This is a genomic window from Acinetobacter sp. WC-743 (assembly GCF_000335555.1).
GTDB classification, from domain to species: Bacteria; Pseudomonadota; Gammaproteobacteria; order Pseudomonadales; family Moraxellaceae; genus Acinetobacter; species Acinetobacter bereziniae.
In genome coordinates this window covers 22281-42142 of sequence record NZ_AMFQ01000060.1, presented here as the reverse complement: position 1 = coordinate 42142, position 19862 = coordinate 22281, and the positions used below count along the sequence as shown (strand labels likewise).

At 37.9% G+C, this 19862-nt stretch carries 20 protein-coding genes; 11 read left to right on the top strand and 9 right to left on the bottom strand.

All coding sequences use genetic code 11. The features are described from left to right. The 8 genes from ACINWC743_RS07570 (at nucleotide 1) to ACINWC743_RS07535 (ending at nucleotide 9278) form a co-directional block, all read left to right on the top strand. Nucleotides 1–795, top strand: coding sequence for a glutathione S-transferase N-terminal domain-containing protein (locus ACINWC743_RS07570; RefSeq protein WP_009585005.1), 795 nt, complete (start codon nucleotides 1–3; stop codon nucleotides 793–795). A gap of 42 nt (nucleotides 796–837) precedes the next feature. After that, complete coding sequence (locus tag ACINWC743_RS07565) at nucleotides 838–1320, top strand: DUF6678 family protein (protein ID WP_009584995.1); 483 nt, start codon at nucleotides 838–840, stop codon at nucleotides 1318–1320. A 201-nt stretch (nucleotides 1321–1521) separates the two neighbouring features. After that, nucleotides 1522–2463, top strand: a complete 942-nt coding sequence (locus tag ACINWC743_RS07560; protein ID WP_009584993.1) for a Dyp-type peroxidase — start codon at nucleotides 1522–1524, stop codon at nucleotides 2461–2463. Between the two features lie 111 nt (nucleotides 2464–2574). Then, nucleotides 2575–2931, top strand: coding sequence for a hypothetical protein (locus ACINWC743_RS07555; RefSeq protein ID WP_004830897.1), 357 nt, complete (start codon nucleotides 2575–2577; stop codon nucleotides 2929–2931). A gap of 133 nt (nucleotides 2932–3064) precedes the next feature. Continuing rightward, complete coding sequence (locus ACINWC743_RS07550) at nucleotides 3065–3601, top strand: hypothetical protein (RefSeq protein ID WP_009585016.1); 537 nt, start codon at nucleotides 3065–3067, stop codon at nucleotides 3599–3601. A gap of 57 nt (nucleotides 3602–3658) precedes the next feature. Then, nucleotides 3659–7120, top strand: a complete 3462-nt coding sequence (mfd, locus tag ACINWC743_RS07545) for a transcription-repair coupling factor (RefSeq protein ID WP_009584992.1) — start codon at nucleotides 3659–3661, stop codon at nucleotides 7118–7120. Nucleotides 7121–7349: 229 nt separating this feature from the next. After that, nucleotides 7350–7784 (top strand): HIT domain-containing protein, encoded by a 435-nt coding sequence (locus ACINWC743_RS07540; protein ID WP_004830893.1) that lies wholly within the window; start codon nucleotides 7350–7352, stop codon nucleotides 7782–7784. 57 nt (nucleotides 7785–7841) lie between these two features. Continuing rightward, on the top strand, nucleotides 7842–9278 hold the full coding sequence (locus ACINWC743_RS07535; RefSeq protein ID WP_004830892.1) for an adenylate/guanylate cyclase domain-containing protein: 1437 nt from the start codon (nucleotides 7842–7844) through the stop codon (nucleotides 9276–9278). A 136-nt stretch (nucleotides 9279–9414) separates the two neighbouring features. On the opposite strand, the gene fdx is transcribed toward ACINWC743_RS07535, so the two are convergent. From fdx to ACINWC743_RS07495, 8 genes are all read right to left on the bottom strand, one after another. After that, complete coding sequence (gene fdx, locus ACINWC743_RS07530) at nucleotides 9415–9753, bottom strand: ISC system 2Fe-2S type ferredoxin (protein ID WP_004830890.1); 339 nt, start codon at nucleotides 9751–9753, stop codon at nucleotides 9415–9417. A gap of 17 nt (nucleotides 9754–9770) precedes the next feature. Further along, entirely contained in the window at nucleotides 9771–11630 is a 1860-nt protein-coding gene (gene hscA / locus ACINWC743_RS07525; RefSeq protein ID WP_009584987.1) for a Fe-S protein assembly chaperone HscA, read from the bottom strand. Between the two features lie 66 nt (nucleotides 11631–11696). Continuing rightward, complete coding sequence (hscB, locus tag ACINWC743_RS07520) at nucleotides 11697–12212, bottom strand: Fe-S protein assembly co-chaperone HscB (RefSeq protein ID WP_009584991.1); 516 nt, start codon at nucleotides 12210–12212, stop codon at nucleotides 11697–11699. Nucleotides 12213–12312: 100 nt separating this feature from the next. Next, complete coding sequence (gene iscA / locus ACINWC743_RS07515) at nucleotides 12313–12633, bottom strand: iron-sulfur cluster assembly protein IscA (protein ID WP_004830887.1); 321 nt, start codon at nucleotides 12631–12633, stop codon at nucleotides 12313–12315. A 46-nt stretch (nucleotides 12634–12679) separates the two neighbouring features. After that, entirely contained in the window at nucleotides 12680–13066 is a 387-nt protein-coding gene (gene iscU, locus ACINWC743_RS07510; protein WP_004830886.1) for a Fe-S cluster assembly scaffold IscU, read from the bottom strand. 108 nt (nucleotides 13067–13174) lie between these two features. Continuing rightward, nucleotides 13175–14392, bottom strand: coding sequence for an IscS subfamily cysteine desulfurase (locus tag ACINWC743_RS07505; RefSeq protein ID WP_004830885.1), 1218 nt, complete (start codon nucleotides 14390–14392; stop codon nucleotides 13175–13177). 1 nt (nucleotide 14393) lies between these two features. Further along, complete coding sequence (locus tag ACINWC743_RS07500) at nucleotides 14394–14867, bottom strand: Rrf2 family transcriptional regulator (RefSeq protein WP_004830884.1); 474 nt, start codon at nucleotides 14865–14867, stop codon at nucleotides 14394–14396. 141 nt (nucleotides 14868–15008) lie between these two features. Further along, a complete protein-coding gene (locus ACINWC743_RS07495) occupies nucleotides 15009–15662 on the bottom strand; it encodes a hypothetical protein (protein ID WP_004830883.1) in 654 nt (217 codons plus the stop codon). Between the two features lie 270 nt (nucleotides 15663–15932). On the opposite strand from ACINWC743_RS07495, the gene ACINWC743_RS07490 reads away from it, so the two are divergent. The 3 genes from ACINWC743_RS07490 (at nucleotide 15933) to ACINWC743_RS07480 (ending at nucleotide 18855) form a co-directional block, all read left to right on the top strand. Next, nucleotides 15933–16412, top strand: a complete 480-nt coding sequence (locus ACINWC743_RS07490; RefSeq protein ID WP_009585000.1) for a phasin family protein — start codon at nucleotides 15933–15935, stop codon at nucleotides 16410–16412. A 165-nt stretch (nucleotides 16413–16577) separates the two neighbouring features. Further along, nucleotides 16578–16850 carry an HU family DNA-binding protein gene (locus ACINWC743_RS07485; protein ID WP_004720620.1) on the top strand — a complete coding sequence of 91 codons (273 nt, stop codon included), beginning with the start codon at nucleotides 16578–16580 and terminating at the stop codon, nucleotides 16848–16850. Nucleotides 16851–16980: 130 nt separating this feature from the next. Further along, a complete protein-coding gene (locus ACINWC743_RS07480; RefSeq protein ID WP_035300627.1) occupies nucleotides 16981–18855 on the top strand; it encodes a SurA N-terminal domain-containing protein in 1875 nt (624 codons plus the stop codon). A gap of 81 nt (nucleotides 18856–18936) precedes the next feature. Here ACINWC743_RS07480 and ACINWC743_RS07475 read toward each other — a convergent pair whose 3' ends face one another. Further along, nucleotides 18937–19857, bottom strand: coding sequence for an AraC family transcriptional regulator (locus ACINWC743_RS07475; protein ID WP_004830880.1), 921 nt, complete (start codon nucleotides 19855–19857; stop codon nucleotides 18937–18939). Between the last annotated feature and the right edge of the window lie 5 nt (nucleotides 19858–19862).

The window sequence follows — 19862 nt, the reverse complement described above, 5'->3', positions numbered from 1 at the left end:
ATGGTGCATCATCAAATTAAAGTTGTACAAGCATTAGCTTCAACGCTGACTGCTGGAGGACGCGGAGTGACTGGAACAGCATTTCCGAATCAACCTCAAAAAGCCTTAAAGCTCTATGAGTTTGAAGGTTCTCCATTTTGCCGCCGTGTGCGAGAAGTTCTAACTTTGCTGAACTTGGACTATGAAGTTTATCCATGTCCTAAAGGTGGAAATAAATACCGTAAGATTGTCAAAGAAAATGGTGGCAAGTTACGTTTTCCTTATTTTGTGGATGAAAATACTGGAACAGCCATGTATGAATCAGTGGCTATTATTGATTATTTATTCAAACATTATGGTAAAAGTGGTAAAACTCCAAAGAAATACGCACATTATCCGAAATATCCAGTGGTTGCTTTGGTGGGGACGGTTATTAATGGCGCACGTGGTGTATGGGTAAATCCAAAAATTATTGATCGTGCTGCGCCTGAAAAATTGCTCAACTTGTGGGGTTTTGAAGCAAGCCCATACACGCGTATCGTACGGGGTGTATTAACAGAACTGGAAATTCCATTTGTATTCCACAATGTTGCAAAAGAATGCTGGCAAGACCAAGGTCCAGCAGCTTTACGTTTAAAACCAGGTAAATATGTACCACTAAAGGGTGGAAAGCGTGAAAAAATTGTTCCTGTTATGGGCAGAGTTAAGCAGGACATTCAAGTACCATATTTGGAAGATCCAAATACAGGCGCAAAATTGTTTGAATCTGAGTCAATTGTGAATTATTTGCAAAAGCAATATGGCGAGTTAACATAACTAAAGCACCTAATTTAAGCTGCTTTGTGTAAAGAGTGTAATGTGGGTATCCCTGAAAATTATATCGAATATCAGTATCATATAGATGCATTGAAAAATGATTCTAATTATAAAAAGCAGGTTTTGAAGATCCGAGAAATTGTACAGCAGCGACAGTTGGCATCCTATATGAGTGATTCAAAATGGATCAAACTTTTAGATGCCATCAATCGCTTGGATTTTCCACCTGCTTTTATGACGAAACTGCTCAAAGATCCAATTGATCAAAATACGGAAACACAATTCTTAAATACAGTCCCGTGGTACTTTGGGGATTGGCAACCATTTTATCAAGAAGGCATGCCTATTTTTAACAGTATTGAATATCTGATTGTAAAACCGATGTTAAGTGAACATCAAGGACGTTTAATTGCTGACAAAATTTTAGATCAGACTGATCAATTTCGAAATATTTTGAAAAGTTTGAATGTGATGTATCAGGAATACGAACACAACGGTAGTTTTAAGATTTATGCATACCGATAGCAAAAGGATTGAAAACACCATTCATCAGCATCTTATGTAATTAGCGAGTTGATTTTGTTTTTTAAATATGTGAACTATGCTTTTTTGTTGTTGTCTAAACCATCAATTCCATAGAAAAATATCATGATTACACGGATAAAACTTAAGCTTAAAATCAGTCTATGATAGATTGTCACTAATAAAATATACTTGAGAACTGGAATGACTTTAACTCGAATTCAACCTGTGATAAATCGCCCAGGAGAAAATGCTTTATTTATTGTATTGGGTTTAAAACAAGGGGCTGAGGTTGTCGATACGGTGATTGATTTCGCAGCTAACTTTTCTGCATTAACACGTAGTTTAAGCAACCGTTATCCTGATGAACAATTTAGTGCTGTATTAGGATTTGGTGCACGTGCTTGGGATTGCTTATTTCCAAATCACCCAAAGCCACAAGAATTAGAGACGTTTAAAGAAATACAAGGACCTAAATACACCGCTGTATCTACTGATGGAGACTTATTCTTTCATATCCGTGCAAATCGCCAAGCATTATGTTTTGAACTGGCGAATATCATCAATACGCAATTAAAAGAGGTGAGTTATCCGATTGATGAGGTGAATGGTTTTCGATATTTTGATGGTCGTGCGATTATTGGCTTTGTGGATGGTACTGAAAATCCTGAAACGGAAATTGCCGCTGAATACGCTTTAGTGGGTAATGAAGATCCATTATTTAAAGGTGGCAGTTATGCCTTCATTCAAAAATATATGCACGATATGGATAAGTGGCGAGAGCTAAGTGATGAAGAACAAGAAAAAGTGATTGGACGGAAAAAGTTTAACGATGTTGAGTTGGGGGATGATGTCAAACCCAAAACAGCACACAATGTGGTCAGTAAGGCGCATGATGAGCAAGGTAATGAATTAAAAATCATGCGTGCAAATATGCCTTTTTCCAATCCATCTAAGAACGAATATGGTACTTTCTTTATTGGTTATGCCCGAAAATTTAGCGTCACTCGACAAATGTTGGAGCATATGTTTCAAGGGGATGATGAAGGAAATTTAGATCGTCTGCTTGATTTTAGTACGGCTGTAACAGGAACACTTTTCTTTGTACCTACCGTAGATTTCTTAGATGACTTGGGCGATGAATAAATCATTAATTGGTATGAGCAAAGAAGGGCGTGAAAACGTCCTTCTTACAGCGATTTCTAGCTGAATTTGTTAAGATACTGGTTTGTATTGTTTATGGGTTGAGTTTTAAACATGTTAACGAAGATAGCAGCTTTATTTAAAAACAATAGAAACTCAGCGGAACAAGCTTTTTTACAACAACATCATATTCAAATTGATGCTGAAAATGGTTTTGTTGTTGATGGTATAGTTTTAAATACAGAATTGGCGGAACGACTTGAATACTTTTCTAATCGTAAACTGAATAATTTTGATGATTTGCAGGCACTGTTTTATAAAGCAATCTTGATCAATGAAAAGATTGATTTAGAAATTGCCTCTGGTCGTTATGTCGCTCGATTAGGCAATACTGAAGAAAATCTAAAGCAGTTTAAAGAAATTGTTCGGAAACTAAATGATTACTATAAAGAATTTAAAAGAGAAAAATAAATCATTATATAAATGTTAGGCTCCATGACGATTATTAACTTTTCGCAAAATGTATATTCATAGATATAGATAAATGATTTGAAGCATGTGCGGAAATTTTTTTAATGATGACAAGAACCGGAAAAGGTAGATAATGTTAATTGCAAATAATTGGGTTGAAGTTGTTGAGCTAGCTGGAGAATTTATTCAATTTCTAGAGGGTGATAATTTTTTTAGTCAACCTTATACATCGAATAAAGATTATTTTATTACTTCAGACATCAGCTTAGCGATGGATTTTGCAACGGACAATAGTTGGGAGAAATTTACAGATTGGGAAACAGTCATTGATTCACAGTTTCCAGAAGATTTTGATTGGAAATTGAATTCAAGAATTGATTATCAATTACAGCAAAATAACTATTACGATTTGTTCACAAAAAATTTGAATGGATTACTTGAAAAGTGGACAACATTTGATGGAATAGGAATAGCTCACGAATTAATCATGCATGATATCGGTTATATTTTTAATTGTTATGCAAATGGCTATTTTCCACCGATTTGGCAAGAGATTTTACAGGTTTATTATGCAGGCGGTCTGCCTTGTGGTTGGCGTGGGTTTTATCCTGATGGGAAATTAGTCGTATTTAGTCATCAGCCAAATAAATTGAACAAAGAAAATCACTGAACTCAACAAAGTCATCATGTTAAACTATGACTTATGTCTTTTAGACCCGATACAAATATGTTTAAACAAGAAATCTCTGACCTTAATTTAAAACAATTGAAAGCAGGCGAAAAGCGCTGGATTGGTACAATGCTTGGTTCTTCTGCTGCCTTACTTTTTAAGGAAATAACGGAGAAGTCTGAGCAACTGTTTGTGCTGGTCGCGCGTAATAATCAGCACTTAACACAACTTGAAAGTGAACTTGAATTTTATGGTGTTAAACCGACAATTTTTCCGGATTGGGAAATATTGCCATATGATCGTTTATCACCTCATCAAGATATTGTGTCTGAACGGCTGTCTATTCTTGCCAATATGCCCCAAAAAGGTATTTTGTTGGTATCGGCTACAACATTGGCACAGCGTGTTGCACCTACATCATGGATTTTAGGGGAACATTTTGATATTAAGGTTGGTCAGAAGTTCGATTTAGAACAACAAAAATTAAAACTAGTTCAAGCAGGTTATCATTTAGTCGATACGGTTTATGATCACGGTGAGTTTGCGGTACGCGGTAGCATCATGGATATCTATGCATCTGGGCAAAGTGCACCGATTCGTATAGATCTGTTTGATGATGAAATCGACAGTTTAAAATTTTTTGATCCTGAGACCCAAAGAACCACAACAAAACTTGAGCATTTCACTGTATTACCCGCAAAAGAATTTCCTTTAAAAGAAGCACGCTCTATATTTAGAGATCGCTATGCGGAAAGCTTTCCAACAGCAAATCCTAAGAAAAATCCAATTTATCAAGATGTATTAGAGGGAATTGCATCGCCAGGATTAGACTTTTATTTTCCATTATTTTTTACCCAAACTGCAATGCAGACACAAAGTTGTTTGACATCGTACTTACCAAGCAATGCAATTGTCATTACAGATAAGTATATTGAGGACGGTTTAATCCAGTTTTGGGCAGATGTCATGCGTCGTTATGAAGATAGACGGCACAATATTGATCAGCCATTACTGCCTCCTGAAGAAATTTTTATACAACCCAATCAGCTGTTTGAACAGTTGAATCAATTTGCAAGAATTATTGCGTCTACAGAGCAGATTGAATTAAAAGCAGGCTGTATTAATTTATCTGTTGAAATACCGCCAAAATTACCTGTTGATCCGAAGCAAGAGCAACCTTTTAAAGTCGTCAAGCAATATGTCGATGATGCCAATCATCCTGTGTTATTGGTGGCCGAAAGTGCTGGACGTCGTGAAACCTTAAAAGATGCGTTAAGAGCAAGTTTAGGGGAAATTCCTGTTGTAGAGAATTTCCAAATTTTTCAGCAATCAAATTTTTCCGTTGCGATCACTAACGCGCCTTTAGACCGTGGTCTAGTGATTAGTGATGAGTTGTCGGTAATTTCTGAAAATCAGCTTTATGAACATCGCGTTGTACAGCGCCGTCGTAAGCGTCAACAAGAAGTTTCAGAAGAGTTTTTGATTCGAAGTTTGACTGAACTGAATATTGGGGCACCTGTGGTTCATATCGATCATGGTGTTGGTCGTTATGCGGGTTTGGTTACACTGAATATCGATGATCAGGATTATGAGTTTTTGCAACTCAACTATGCAGATGATGCAAAAGTTTATGTGCCTGTGACAAATCTACATCTTATTAGTCGTTTTAGTGGTGGTGATCCAGACTTAGCGCCTTTGCATAAGCTTGGAACTGATGCATGGAACAAAGCGAAACGAAAAGCCCTCGAACAAATTCACGATGTCGCTGCTGAATTATTACATATTCAAGCGCGACGCCAGTCAAAACCGGGTATCAGTTTTGAATTGGATCAAAGTGCATATATGCAGTTTTCCAGTGGCTTTGCCTATGAAGAAACGCTAGATCAAGCCAATGCAATTGAAGCAACATTGTATGATATGCAACAAGCCAAACCGATGGATCGCTTGGTCTGTGGTGATGTGGGATTTGGTAAAACAGAAGTTGCGATGCGAGCAGCCTTTGTTGCCGTTCAGAACAATCGACAAGTGGCGGTTCTTGTTCCAACCACATTGTTGGCACAACAACATTATGAATCCTTTAAAGACCGATTTGCTGATTGGCCCATCCGTGTTGAAGTACTTTCACGTTTTGGTACCAGTAAAAGTCATGTCAAAACAATTGAGGATTTGGTCGAGGGAAAAGTTGATATTGTCATTGGAACCCACAAAATTCTTCAGGAAAATGTGCAATTCAAAAACTTAGGTTTGATGATTGTGGATGAAGAGCATCGTTTTGGTGTGCGAGATAAAGAGCGCATTAAAGCCATGCGTGCTGATGTCGATATGCTGACATTGACAGCTACACCGATTCCGCGGACGCTGAATATGGCATTTGGGGGAATGCGTGATCTTTCGATCATTGCAACGCCACCGGCACGCCGTTTAGCTGTGAAAACTTTTGTCAATGAGCAAACTAATGAAACCATGAAGGAAGCAATTTTGCGTGAATTGCTTCGTGGCGGTCAGGTCTACATCTTACATAATGAAGTAGATACCATTGAACGTGCTGCAGAGAATATTCGTCAATTGGTTCCTGAGGCACGTGTCGCTGTTGCACATGGTCAAATGCGTGAGCGTGAATTAGAACAAGTCATGCAGCAGTTTTATCATAAAGAATATAATGTCTTGGTGTGTTCGACCATTATTGAAACGGGAATTGATGTCCCGAATGCCAATACGATTATCATTGAACGTGCTGACAAGCTAGGGCTTGCACAATTACATCAGCTGCGTGGTCGTGTAGGGCGCTCACATCATCAAGCGTATGCATATTTGATGGTACCTTCGCTTAAAGGTCTAAAAGGTGATGCAGAAAAACGTTTAGACGCAATTTCAAGAGCATCAAATCTTGGTGCTGGTTTTATGTTAGCGACAGAGGATTTAGAAATACGTGGCGCTGGTGAGTTACTGGGTGAACAACAAAGTGGTTCAATGAATGCTATCGGTTATAGTTTATACATGGAAATGTTGGCCAAAGCGACGAAAGCAATTCAACAAGGTAAAACGCCTAATTTTGATACACCACTTTCGCTCACCTTTGAAATTACTTTACACATGCCAGCATTAATACCTGATGAATACTTAGGTGATGTACATCAACGACTGATGTTCTACAAACGGATCAGTAATACAGATACAGCCGACAAATTAGACAATATTCGGATGGAGCTGATAGACCGTTTTGGTGTGCCGCCACAACCCGTCAAGCAGTTATTTAGTGTGCATCAAATCCGTATCAAGGCAGAGCAGTTAGAAATCACCAAAATTGATATCGGGGCACATGGTGGGGTGATTGAATTTTCACCTGATACACCCGTGCAAGCAATCAGTATCATTCAAATGATGCAAAAACATCCGACCTGGTTCCGTATGGAAGGTGGTCAACGTCTGAAAGTGATGGTGATGTTGGAAGAATATGAGAAGCGCATTCAGTTTGTGCAAGATTTATTGAATAACTTGCTTGCTGAATTAAAGCGTTAATTTATCAATATGTTGAAGATGAATAATCTTTATTCAGAACTGAGAAAAAATCATTGTTTTTTTTCAGAGATGATCTTGAAAAAAAACAATGATTCTATAAAGTGTAATTGTGATCAGGTTCAAAGCAAACTGTGTTTATTTGTACCGAAACACGAGATAACCAATATTCACACGAAAACCGATGTGTTAGTATTAGCCATCCTTTTAATTTTGCGTCATTTATAAAGATATGTTTAGTTTGCATCCACAACTTGCTCAAGATACTTTTTTTGTAGGCGACTTTCCGCTTTCAACATGTCGTTTAATGAATGATATGCAATTTCCGTGGTTAATTCTTATTCCACGTGTACCTGGTATCACTGAATTATATGAATTGAGTCAAGCTGATCAAGAACAGTTTTTGCGTGAGTCGAGCTGGTTATCTAGTCAACTGTCACGTGTTTTCCGCGCTGACAAGATGAATGTGGCTGCATTGGGTAATATGGTCCCACAATTGCATTTTCATCATGTCGTGCGTTATCAAAATGATGTAGCTTGGCCTAAGCCTGTATTTGGTTTACAAGCTGTTCCATATACCAATGAAGTGTTGGCACATATGCGTCAGACATTAATGTTGGCATTGCGTGGTCAAGGTGATATGCCGTTTGATTGGCGTATGGACTAAGTTTTTAAAACAGCACAAGGGAAGTGTTTAATAAAATGACATTCGAGGTAAAATATTTTGCCATTTGAACGTATGTTAGATAAAGAGCCTAAGCAATTTGAAATATTCCAGCGCTTTATGGGATATTTGATTATTGCACTGCTTGTTATCATTTATTATTTTACTTCTCCTGTTGCTAACTATCAGTTCTATGTTCCCTTTTTTATTGGTTTTATTTTCTTAGCCAGCCCCAAATTTTCTCGATGGCTGGAATATTCATACGGCTCAAAAATCCGTAAAAATATCTATTTTTTGGTGGATGTTATTGTTGTTTCGACAGCATTAGCAGCAGTACATTTAAGTCTAGTTGTTTCTTTTGTACTTTTATTTGCGCTGATCTATACCGCCATCAACAGTAAAATTTCTTTCATGATGGCTTCTTTGGCTATCTTGATTGCTTTCATTGTTTTCTATACCAATATTATTTTCATTTTTGGCTTTTACGATTATTTCCAACAAACCAGCCCTGAACTTTCTGTGCTGTCTTTTATTGGAATTATTTTGTTTGTTAATATCGGTAATTATTATCAAAATCGTCGTATTAAAAGTGTAGAAATCAAAAAAAATACCTATTTTAATGAAATGAATCGCTACATTGAGTTGTCAAATCAACTCAGTCGCTATGCTCCATTGCAGCTTTGGCAAGCGATCATGCGTGGCGATACCGAAGCGAAAATTGAATATAAACGTAAAAAGATCACTGTTTTCTTTTCAGATATTCAGGGCTTTACTGAGTTATCAGAAACATTAATTCCTGATGATTTGGCATTTGTACTCAATGATTATCTTAGTCATATGACTGAAATTGCCAAGCAATATGGTGCGACCATTGATAAATTCATGGGCGATGCGATTCTGATTTTCTTTGGTGATCCAGATTCACAAGGTGTGGAACAGGATGCTAAAAACTGCATCGATATGGCAATTGCCATGCGACAGCAAATGAAGTTTCTACGTGAACGTTGGGTGAAAATGGGCTATGCGCCATTGCATATCCGTATGGGGGTAAGTACAGGCTATTGTCACGTTGGAAATTACGGTGCTGTACATCGTATGGCTTATACGATTGTTGGTCGCGATGCAAATTTGGCAGCGCGTTTACAGTACGCTGCGGATATTGATGAAATTCTTGTTTCAGATGAAACCTATAAATTGATTAAAAATGATTATCTCTGTGCGCCAAAATCACCAATTGAATTAAAAGGTATTCAAGGTAAAGTGAGAACTTGGCAGGTCATGGAGAAATACTCAGCCAGTAAAAATGAAAATCAGCAATGGTTTGACTATGAATATAAAGGTTTTCATTTGGTGCTTAATTTAGAAGAAGTGCAAAACTTTGAGTATCCAGAGCTGGTTGAAGTACTTGAAAAAATGGTCGATCGTATTAAAGTTCAGCAGCGACTGACCAATGCGCAAGGTGTTGCAAGACTAAATGCTGAAGATGAAATTCGCTAGGCAGGTTTAAAATTTTACATTGAACATTTAAGTCTGTTGTTATCACTTAAAGACTGAGCAATAAGTAAAAGCAAATAAAAACCACTCATGTTGAGTGGTTTTTATTTGCTTTTTATTCAGCACTTTTAAAAATTATTTAGTGGTTTTCAGAAGCATGGTTAATGGTGTATTTAGGAATTTCAACTTCCATATCTTCATCCGTGATTTTAACTTGGCAAGAAAGTCGTGAGTCAGGTTCTAAGCCCCAAGCACGATCAAGTAAATCCGCTTCAATATCATCCATTTCTTCAAGTGCATCAAAACCTTTGCGTACAATGACATGACATGTTGTACATGCCTTAGACATATCGCAGGCATGTTCAATTTTAATACCATTGCTTAATAAGCTTTGGCAAAGATTGGCATTTGGTTCAACTTCAAACTCAGCACCATTTGGACAAATTGTTGCATGAGGTAGTACTTTAATACGTGGCATAGTCTTTACCTTAAAAATTAGTTTGAGTTTGACCAGTCATCAAGTTTGGTGCCTTTGAGCGCTTGATCGATATGCTGATTCATTCGCTCTGCAGCAAAAGCATCACTATGAATTTTTAATTGCTCAACAGCATGTTCGATAGATTTGATATCGTCTGTTTCAAGCTGTGCTTTTAAATGTTCAGCTGCAAGATTTAATCCTTGTAATTGTTCAGGATCGAGTAATTTGCTGTCCACTTTCAATGCTTGTTCTAATGCCTCGAGTTCACGACGAGCCTCAACCTTTGTTTCATTCAAGTGACGTAAATGCTTGTCTTCTTCAGCGAACTTATAACCATCAATTAAAAGGCGTTCCGTATCTGCTTCTGAAAGACCGTAAGAAGGTTTGATGTCAATCTTGGCATGAACACCAGAAGTGGTTTCTTTTGCAGACACGGAAAGTAAACCATCGGCATCAACTTGGAATGTCACTTCTATACGCGCCTGACCAGCGGTCATAGGTGGAATACCGTGTAATACAAAGCGCCCTAAGCTACGACAGTGCTCGACCAAATCACGTTCACCTTGAACAACATGAATCAACATGGCAGTTTGACCATCTTGATAGGTCGTGAATTCTTGACGGCGTGCTACAGGGATTGCCGTATTGCGAGAAATTAGACGCTCAACCAGCCCACCCATGGTTTCAAGACCCAGTGAAAGAGGGGTTACATCGAGCAGTAATGAACCATCTTTTGAATTACCAATCAGTTGATTCGCCGTGATAGACGCTCCGATAGCCACGACTTCATCAGGATTAATTGTACACAGTGGTTCTTGGTTAAATACTTCACGAACAGCTTTTTGAACAGCATAAGAACGAGTAGAGCCACCTACAAGTACCACATTTTGAATATCATCAAGTGTAAGCTTTGCATCGCGCATTACGCGTTTACATACACTTATTGTTTTATCAAGTGCTACTTGGATAATTTGTTCGAAGGTTGCGCGATCTAGTGTAAGATGGTGTGTCAGTACTTTTATATCAACAGATTCTGCATCACTCAAGGCTTCTTTGGCTTTGCGTGCAGAAACTATGAAATGTGCATATTCTGCATCATCCAAAGTCTCAATATTAAGTTGTTTTTTTGCCCATTTCACAATCAAACGATCTAAATCATCGCCGCCGAGTGCGGTATGACCGCCTGTGGCTAAAACTTCAAAAACACCTTGCGAGAAACGTAAGATAGAAACGTCAAAAGTACCGCCACCTAAATCGTAGATGACGTAATTACGATCTGTTGCAAGGTTGGTGTCTTGATCTAAACCATAGGCTACGGCTGCCGCAGTAGGTTCGTTTAATAAGCGTAATACATTCAGCCCCGCCAATTCTGCTGCATCACGTGTTGCTTGGCGCTGAGCTTCATCGAAATATGCAGGAACTGTAATGACAGCACCATTTACAGGATTACTTAGACTCTTTTCAGCACGATCTTTGAGTTGCTTTAAAATTTCAGCTGAGATTTCTACAGGTGTTTTTCGACCTTGTGTGGTTTCAAAAGTTGGCATTTCATTATCAGCACCTGTTAAAGTATGCGGATGTTGAAATTTAATATCAGCTTTTGAACGCCCCATAAAACGTTTTACAGAAACGATCGTATTTTTAGGATCAGTTGTGATGAATGGTTTTGCTGCATCACCGTATTCTGTTGAGTTTTTAGAGTAATGCACAATAGAGGGAAGTAACACACGACCTTGTTCATCATTCAGTACTTTGGCTTTGCCTGAAAGTACTGTAGCAACCAACGAATGCGTTGTACCTAAGTCTATTCCAATGGCAATACGGTGTTCGTGTGGCGCACTTGATTGTCCTGGTTCAGCAATTTGCAAGAGTGCCATTTGTTACATCCTTAAAATAAAAGCTAAAAAACAAAGTCATGTTCAACATGTAGTTAAAATTAAAAGTTAGAAATCATCATCTAAGCTAAAATCTTCATCATCAAGAAGTTGATCTTCGGCTTTATCAATATCATTCATGACTTTTTGGAAAAAACGCAATTTTCGCACAGTATCACGTGCTTCAGCCCAGTCTTCTTCTTCAAAATCAATTTTGAATTCCCGGACTAAGCCCTCGATCCATTGTTGCACTTCTTTTTTGAGAGAATGCAACTGTTCTGTATCGGTTGCTTCATCGAGTTGTTCACGAATTTCGAGGGCAGACTGCAAAAATTCAAAATCATTAATGGATTGATCTAAGTGATGATCTTGCTTTTTGAGTGAAAGTAAATATGCTGCACGGCTATCTACATGAGATAGGGCTTTATACGCTTGATTAATCTCACTCGATTTAATTAAAGCTTTGTCTTTATCATCCGATTTATCTGGATGATATTGCTGTTGCAAGTTTAAGAAATTAGCTTTTAATGTTGCTAAATCAATATCGAGTGCTTCAGGGAGATCGAACAACTCAAAATGACTCATGGGAGATACTCATCCACGATGTTTTACAAGAAAACAGGGTAATTAAATATGATTAAAACAGTGCAAGACACTGTTTTAACATGAAAAAAGTGCAGGGTGATTATACAGTGAAAGATTCACCACAACCACATTCACCTTTTTTATTGGGGTTATTAAACTCGAAACCTTCATTGAGACCATTTTTTACATAGTCCATTTCCATGCCATCGAGATACACCAAGCTTTTAGGGTCTACAAAAACTTTAACACCAAACTGTTCAAAAATTTGATCGTGTTCATCGATATCATCAACAAACTCAAGTACATATGCCAAACCAGAACAGCCTGAAGTTTTCACACCAAGACGAATACCTTCACCCTTACCGCGATTCTTTAAGTAATTGCTGATATGAGTTGCAGCATTTTCAGTTAAATTGATCATGAAAACTCCATTAAAAAATTATCTGTAAAAACTTAAGCAACAGATATTAAGCTTTAGTTTTCTTGTTACGGTAATCTTCAACAGCAGCTTTGATTGCATCTTCTGCAAGTACAGAACAGTGCACTTTTACAGGAGGAAGAGCAAGTTCAGTTGCGATATCAATATTTTTAATCGCTTGTGCTTCGTCTAAAGTTTTACCTTTTAACCATTCGGTGACTAATGAGCTGGATGCAATTGCAGAGCCACAACCATAAGTCTTAAAGCGTGCTTCTTCGATCACACCATTGTCATTTACTTGGATTTGTAAACGCATCACATCGCCACATGCAGGTGCACCCACCATACCTGTACCAACATTTTCTGCATTTTTATCCAAAACACCAACATTACGAGGGTTTTCGTAATGATCAATTACTTTTTCACTATAAGCCATGATGCTTCTCCAAACCTCGGGGTCAGCGTTGATAATATGTATTGCTACAGTCTAATATGGTGGCATTTCACTGATTTTCAATAAAATGCCGTGTTTGATTTTAGAAACTTAGTGTTCAGCCCATTCAACTGAATTTAAGTCGATACCTTCTTTGTACATATCCCAAAGCGGAGAAAGTTCACGTAATTTCTCTACAGCAGCTTTAGAAATTTTAATCACATGGTCAATGTCTTCTTCAGTCGTATAATGACCGAAGCTGAAACGAATTGAGCTATGCGCCAATTCATCAGAAAGACCAAGTGCGCGAAGCACATAAGATGGTTCAAGTGTTGCAGATGTACATGCTGAACCTGATGAAACCGCAACATCTTTCAATGCCATCATCAATGATTCGCCTTCAACAAAGTTGAAACTTACATTTAAGTAGTTTGCAACGTTATATTCAGGGTGACCATTTAAGAACACTTGTTCTAAATCTTGTAAACCATTCCAAAGCTTGTCACGAAGTACACGTAAGCGCGCTTGTTCTGCATGTAAGTTTTTACCTGCAAGTTCAAATGCTTCACCCATACCCACAATCTGGTGAGTAGCAAGTGTGCCTGAACGCATACCACGTTCATGACCACCACCGTGAATTTGTGCTTTAAGACGTACGCGAGGGCTACGACGTACAAATAATGCACCGATACCTTTAGGTCCATAAACTTTATGACCAGAGAAGCTCATCAAGTCTACTTTCATGGTTGAAAGATCAATTTCAACTTTACCAGCAGCTTGCGCAGCATCTACATGGAAGTAAGTTTTGTTGGCGCGAGTAAGTTCACCAATCGCAGCAACATCAGTTACTGTACCGATTTCATTATTCACCATCATTAATGAAACAAGAATGGTGTCTGGACGAAGTGCAGCTTGAACCATTTCTGGCGTAATTAAACCTGTTCTAGGTTCTGGTTCAAGATAAGTAATCTCAAAACCTTCTTCTTCCAATTCACGGCAGGTATCTAAAATTGCTTTATGTTCAATTTTACTAGTAATGATATGTTTGCCTTTCGAACCATAAAATTGAGCAATACCTTTTAGCGCAAGGTTATCAGATTCAGTAGCACCTGATGTCCATACGATTTCTCGTGGATCAGCTTTAACTAAATTTGCGACTTGTTCACGTGCATATTCAACTTTTTCTTCAGCTTGCCATCCATAAGCATGAGAGCGAGAAGCTGCATTTCCGAAGGTACCATCAAAGGTTAAACACTCCATCATGCGTTCTGCTACTTGAGGATCAACAGGCGTAGTTGCTGCATAGTCAAGATAAATCGGACGTTTCATGTCAAATACCTGTAACCGATAAAAGGGCTGAATCATGTGGTGCTGAATTTTGGCGAACTGCAACGGTTTGTACATTGTCGCGTGCGACTAAATCGGCAAGGGTGATTTTAGCTAAATAATCGGCAATATGGAGAGAGAGTTCTTGCCATAAATCGTGAGTTAAACACATCGCACCATTTTGGCAATTGCCTTTATGATCACAACGAGTTGCATCCACAGTTTCATTTACAGCTTCAATAATTTCTAAGACAGTAATTTCTTCAGCATGACGCGCTAAGTGATAGCCACCATTCGCGCCACGAACACTTGAAACTAAGCCATGACGCTTTAATTTAGCGAACAATTGTTCAAGATAAGCGACAGAGATCGTTTGGCGGGCTGCAATTTCTGCAAGCGTAATCGTTTGTTCAGTAGGCTGCAATGCTAGGTCGAGTAGTGCAGTCACTGCATAGCGACCGCGAGTAGTTAGGCGCATGATTCGATACACATGTTTTAGACTAGATGTATGAATTTTATGAATCCTGACTAAATTAGTCAAGTATTTTTAAGATTAATTCTGACTAAATTAGTCAGAATTAATTATTATTGTTATAAGGATGAAATCTAATAAAATATTTTACATGAATATTTGCCATAAATTATACATGATTAGTGCAACAAATAGAAAGCCTATTACACCTAAAGCCGTATATAAACGCTGTTGATTTTGCTGTAGGCGTCGAACTCGATTTTGGTATTGCTTTACCTCAACCTGAAGGGTGTTGATCTTTGAGCGTTGCTGATCAATTTTTTCAAGTAAGGGTGCAATACGTTTTTTTGATGCACGTGTCTGACTGTCATCATCAGGATGAGTTAACCACTGTTTCCAATCGGACAAGAGTTTGGGTGCAGTTAAATGAATGACCAGATCTCGAAATTGATCTTTCACCATATCACTGCCTTCCAAACGCATTTTTTTCATACTACGGCGATTGGCAAAAACAAAAATCTGAATTAAATCAATTAATGTGCTACTCACAGAAAGATCGACAGGTTTTTCTGGCGCTTGCAAGTCAAACAAAATGCCACGGTCTGTAAATTGAATATAGAAATCAAAATAAGGAATGTAACTATTTATCTTGATGGTCATTTGCTGTTCGACAAATTTTTTAGCTTGTAAGCGAACAACACGATCATGTTTTAATACAAAAGAATAAATGGTTTCCAAGATAATCATGACAATGTTTAGCAACAAACGAGAGTGACCTTGCTTTTGTTGCGATTCATTCATAAAACATTCCTATAACAAATTGAGAATCCGATCTCTAAAATAACTTTGAAACAATTTCATCCGTGATATGAAACACATTATTTCAACAATCATATAAAAAAAATAATTGAATGACCATTGTTGAATTGGCAAGTGTTCCTTAACATTAAACAATTACTTTGCTTTTGTAGAACAGTTTAGCAAAAGGTTCAATAGTTTTATTTGATATTATAGATATATTTTCTACATAATTTGGTCATATAGGTCATTAAAAGCTGGAGTTTTGGGCAAATGGAGCAGGATATGAAAAAGAGCAATAAAGAACAATTCGGTCTTCAGGAAGACCAAAATGAACAGCATGAATCACATACAAAACCTAGACATCATAAAAAATCAGCATTGGATTTTAGAAAATATACAAAACAGATTTGGTTGGCCGGGTTGGGGGCTTTTTCGCGTGCTGAAGAAGAAGGCAATAAGTTATTTGACTCTTTAGTCAAAGTTGGAGAAGAGCTTGAATCAAAAACGGTTGAAGTTACTGATCAAACAGTGAACAAAGTGTCGGAGAAAACTAAAGAGTCTGTCACAGAAACTAAGGACAAGGTAGAAAAGCTTCTCGATCATGGCGTAAATCATTCGCTTAATCGAATTGGTTTGGTCACTGCAAAGGATCTTCAGCACCTAGAGAACTTAATAATGCAATTACATCACAAGGTGGATGCCTTAGTAGAAGAGAACCAAAACTTACGCGAGCAGTTGCTCAAAAAATGAAATAATTGGGGTGAATCAAAAAAAAAACTCATTTTTAGTCGTAATTTTTGAGAAAAGCGTGTTTGGAGTCTTGCGTTTCCCCCCAAAGCATTGCTATAAAGTCGTCATGGCCTTTGATCTACAGCCTTGGAACTTAAACAAACGAAATAAGAGGACGTAATCTTCATGAATAAATCAGAATTAATCGATGCGATTGCAGAAAAAGGGGGATTGTCAAAGTCTGATGCAGGTAAAGCATTAGATGCGACTATTGCTTCAATTGGTGAAGCGCTTAAAAAAGGCGACACAGTGACTTTAGTAGGCTTTGGTACTTTTAGTGTTAAAGACCGCGCTGCACGTACTGGTCGTAACCCTAAAACTGGTGAAGAGCTTCAGATTAAAGCAAGCAAAGTACCTAGCTTTAAAGCTGGTAAAGGCTTAAAAGACTCAGTAGCTTAATCTGAGCTTATCGAAAGCGCGCCCTCGTGGCGCGTTTTTTATGAAATAAAATTAAATTATCAGTGATTGCTCGTTCATTCATTTCACAATTTCAGTTAGAATCCTTACGAAATATAATATTGGAATACTCATGGAATCGTTTCGCACTCTCATAAGGGGCTGGTTTGGTAAAGTTCTCCTTGTGTTATTTTTAGCGCCATTTGCCGTGGTCGGTATTGAAGGTTATTTCAGTGGTGGGCAAAAAGCAGATGTCGCTAAAACTGTTAATGGTCAAGATATTTCTAAAAAAGAGTTAGAAACGGTCACCAAAAGCTATACGGATCAATTATTGGCAAATCCTAGTGTGCATGGGGACGAGTCACTGTTGAATAAAGAATTTATTGCAAATAAAGCACTTGATTATCTGATCAGTCAAAGTCTTCTAAGACAACAGGCAGATAAATTAGGTGTGACTTTAAGCGATACTCAGATTGAACAGAAAATTGCACAGATTCCTGCTTTTCAGGAAAATGGTAAATTTTCAAATAATCTATATGCGAATTATTTACGTTCACAAGGCTTAACCAGTCAGGCATTTATTCAAAATATTCGTCAAGATTTTGCATTGAGTATTCTGAGTTCAACGATTTCAGATAATGCTTTGATTAGTAAATCTGATATTCAACAAATTGCTAATCTTCAATCTGAACAACGTGAATTATTTTTATCGAGTGTGAAGCTGGATGATTATAAAGCGAATGTTAAAGTGACGAATCAAGAAATTGCGGATTATTACAACAAACATCTCAATAAATTTAAACAGGTTGCGGCTGTAGATGTTGATTATGTTGTGCTTAGTCCTGCGACATTGACTCAACCAAATGCTGCGGTGTCTGATGCGGATTTAAATCAAGCCTATGCGCAATTTGTAGAAAAATATAAGCAAAATTTAAAGCATGATGTAAAACACATCCTGATTACAACGGATTCACGTAGTCCTGAGCAAGCTGCAACTTTGGCGAATGAGGTTTATGCAAAAATTCAAGCAGGTATGACTTTTGCTCAAGCGGCTGCACAATATTCTGAAGATCCAGATTCTAAAGCAAAAGGTGGTGCACTTGCAGCCTATGCTCCAGGTGTGTTTGGTGCTGATTTTGATAAAGCTGTGGCTTCAACTGCGAATGGTCAAGTGGCGAAACCTGTAAAAACAGAGTTCGGCTATCATATTATTGAAGTCAATACACCCGCTGGAACAATTCCATCATTGGAAAGCAAAAAAGCAGAATTAACAGCCGAAGTGCTGAAAAACAAATCTGCAAATTACTTCTCTGATACTGTAAATAGTTTAAATGACCAGGTTGTGAATAGCGACTCGCTTGATGTTGTGGCACAAGCAGTGAAAACAGTACAGGTCCAATCAGCGAAGAATGTGAATTTAGCGACAACTAATCCAGTTTTAGCAGATCCTGCGGTTAAAACGAAATTATTTGCTGAAGATATTAAAAACGGCAATACATCAGCTTCAGGTAATATACAAACTGCCAATGGTGATGTGGTATGGATAAAAGTTCGTAAATACTACCCAGCGGGCACTCAACCTCTGGCTCAGGCAACAGCGCGTGTAAAAGCACAGTTGATTGAACAAAAAGCATTTGATGCAGCACACGCAAAATTAAATGCAATGATTGAAGATTTTAAAAAGTTACCTGCACAAGCAGTGACAGCGAAATACCAATCTAATTTTGTACATGCAGGAACATTTACGCGTTCACAGGGACTTAAACGCGAAATTGAGCGTGCTGCATTTAGTCAACCTGTACCCAAAGCAGGTATGTGGTCTGTGACTACTGCGAAGTTACCTGATGAATTGGTTGTTGTAGCGGTTGCCAATGTGAAAAAAGTAGATATTGCCCAAATGAATCCTGCTGAAGTTCAGCAGTTGACTCAAATGTACCAAAAATTCCGTGGGGAACAATTGCTTGATGATTATTCTCGTTATTTAAAATCTCAAGCTAAGATTAAATAATTGAGAAAACATCCAATAAAAAAAAGCGCTTCGGCGCTTTTTTTTATTGGATTATGTATTCTGGAACTGTCTCGTAAAGTTTTAGAGTTGATTGCGGTATTGACTCGGGCTAAGCTCAAATTGTTTTTTGAATGCTTGACTGAATGCGGTTTCGGAAGAATAGCCCACTTGATGGGCAATTTGTTGAATAGAGAGTTGACCTTGTTTAAGCAGCTGACTGGCAAGACGTAAACGATGTTGTTGTAAATAAGCCAATGGTGTCTCGCCAATAATTTGGTTAAACAGGCTGGCAAATTTTGAGCGGGACATACAACAGGTTTCAGCTAAACTTTCAACAGTCCAGTTATGTTGGGGTTGGCTATGGATGGCTGCCAAGGCATTTGATAGTTCAGGATGAATCAAAGCATTCAACCAGTTATTATGATCTTGCATTTGCTCAATGTAATCTCGTACAGACTCAATCATTAAAATGCTGACCACATGATCCATGATCTTATTCTTGCCTGCGACAGTTCTACGCGTTTCAGCGGATACAAAATAAAGTCCAATTTTAAGCCACTCAGGTGCTTCATCACTCAGCGCATTTTGAATGTGTAGAAAGGGAGGGAGTGCATTAATTAATGGGCGTGCCATAATGGCATTCATATGGCATCGGACAGTAAGTATTAAAGTTTTTTCCGAGCTTCCCTGACCAAATTCAATGGCATCCTGTCTAAGTCCATCAAACAGAGATTCAATATTTAAGTTTTCGACCAGTTGTGTATTGGGCTGATTTTTTACGGTGTGGGCTAAACCTGCAGGAATTAAAAACATATCACCTGTGTGTAAGGTGACATGCATCGATGGGGAAAACTCTAAATAAGCGTGACCATATAAGACAATATGTGCAATGACAGCTTCTTGTTTAGGGCTTTGAAATGACCAATCCCCTTGCGCTTGAAGATAAATATATTCTGAATGGTTGAGATGAATATCATCAAAAATTTTACTTAAAGCATCCATAAGTA

What these genes read in the sequence shown, in the direction of transcription:
- ACINWC743_RS07540 (WP_004830893.1), top strand. Translation starts at nt 7,350, where the DNA reads ATGTTTAGTTTGCATCCACAACTTGCTCAAGATACTTTTTTTGTAGGC.
- ACINWC743_RS07505 (WP_004830885.1), bottom strand. Translation starts at nt 14,392, where the DNA reads ATGAAACGTCCGATTTATCTTGACTATGCAGCAACTACGCCTGTTGAT.
- ACINWC743_RS07570 (WP_009585005.1), top strand. Translation starts at nt 1, where the DNA reads ATGGTGCATCATCAAATTAAAGTTGTACAAGCATTAGCTTCAACGCTG.
- ACINWC743_RS07550 (WP_009585016.1), top strand. Translation starts at nt 3,065, where the DNA reads ATGTTAATTGCAAATAATTGGGTTGAAGTTGTTGAGCTAGCTGGAGAA.
- ACINWC743_RS07495 (WP_004830883.1), bottom strand. Translation starts at nt 15,662, where the DNA reads ATGAATGAATCGCAACAAAAGCAAGGTCACTCTCGTTTGTTGCTAAAC.
- iscA (WP_004830887.1), bottom strand. Translation starts at nt 12,633, where the DNA reads ATGATCAATTTAACTGAAAATGCTGCAACTCATATCAGCAATTACTTA.
- iscU (WP_004830886.1), bottom strand. Translation starts at nt 13,066, where the DNA reads ATGGCTTATAGTGAAAAAGTAATTGATCATTACGAAAACCCTCGTAAT.
- ACINWC743_RS07485 (WP_004720620.1), top strand. Translation starts at nt 16,578, where the DNA reads ATGAATAAATCAGAATTAATCGATGCGATTGCAGAAAAAGGGGGATTG.
- ACINWC743_RS07500 (WP_004830884.1), bottom strand. Translation starts at nt 14,867, where the DNA reads ATGCGCCTAACTACTCGCGGTCGCTATGCAGTGACTGCACTACTCGAC.
- ACINWC743_RS07490 (WP_009585000.1), top strand. Translation starts at nt 15,933, where the DNA reads ATGGAGCAGGATATGAAAAAGAGCAATAAAGAACAATTCGGTCTTCAG.
- ACINWC743_RS07560 (WP_009584993.1), top strand. Translation starts at nt 1,522, where the DNA reads ATGACTTTAACTCGAATTCAACCTGTGATAAATCGCCCAGGAGAAAAT.
- hscB (WP_009584991.1), bottom strand. Translation starts at nt 12,212, where the DNA reads ATGAGTCATTTTGAGTTGTTCGATCTCCCTGAAGCACTCGATATTGAT.
- mfd (WP_009584992.1), top strand. Translation starts at nt 3,659, where the DNA reads ATGTTTAAACAAGAAATCTCTGACCTTAATTTAAAACAATTGAAAGCA.
- ACINWC743_RS07480 (WP_035300627.1), top strand. Translation starts at nt 16,981, where the DNA reads ATGGAATCGTTTCGCACTCTCATAAGGGGCTGGTTTGGTAAAGTTCTC.
- ACINWC743_RS07555 (WP_004830897.1), top strand. Translation starts at nt 2,575, where the DNA reads ATGTTAACGAAGATAGCAGCTTTATTTAAAAACAATAGAAACTCAGCG.
- hscA (WP_009584987.1), bottom strand. Translation starts at nt 11,630, where the DNA reads ATGGCACTCTTGCAAATTGCTGAACCAGGACAATCAAGTGCGCCACAC.
- ACINWC743_RS07475 (WP_004830880.1), bottom strand. Translation starts at nt 19,857, where the DNA reads ATGGATGCTTTAAGTAAAATTTTTGATGATATTCATCTCAACCATTCA.
- fdx (WP_004830890.1), bottom strand. Translation starts at nt 9,753, where the DNA reads ATGCCACGTATTAAAGTACTACCTCATGCAACAATTTGTCCAAATGGT.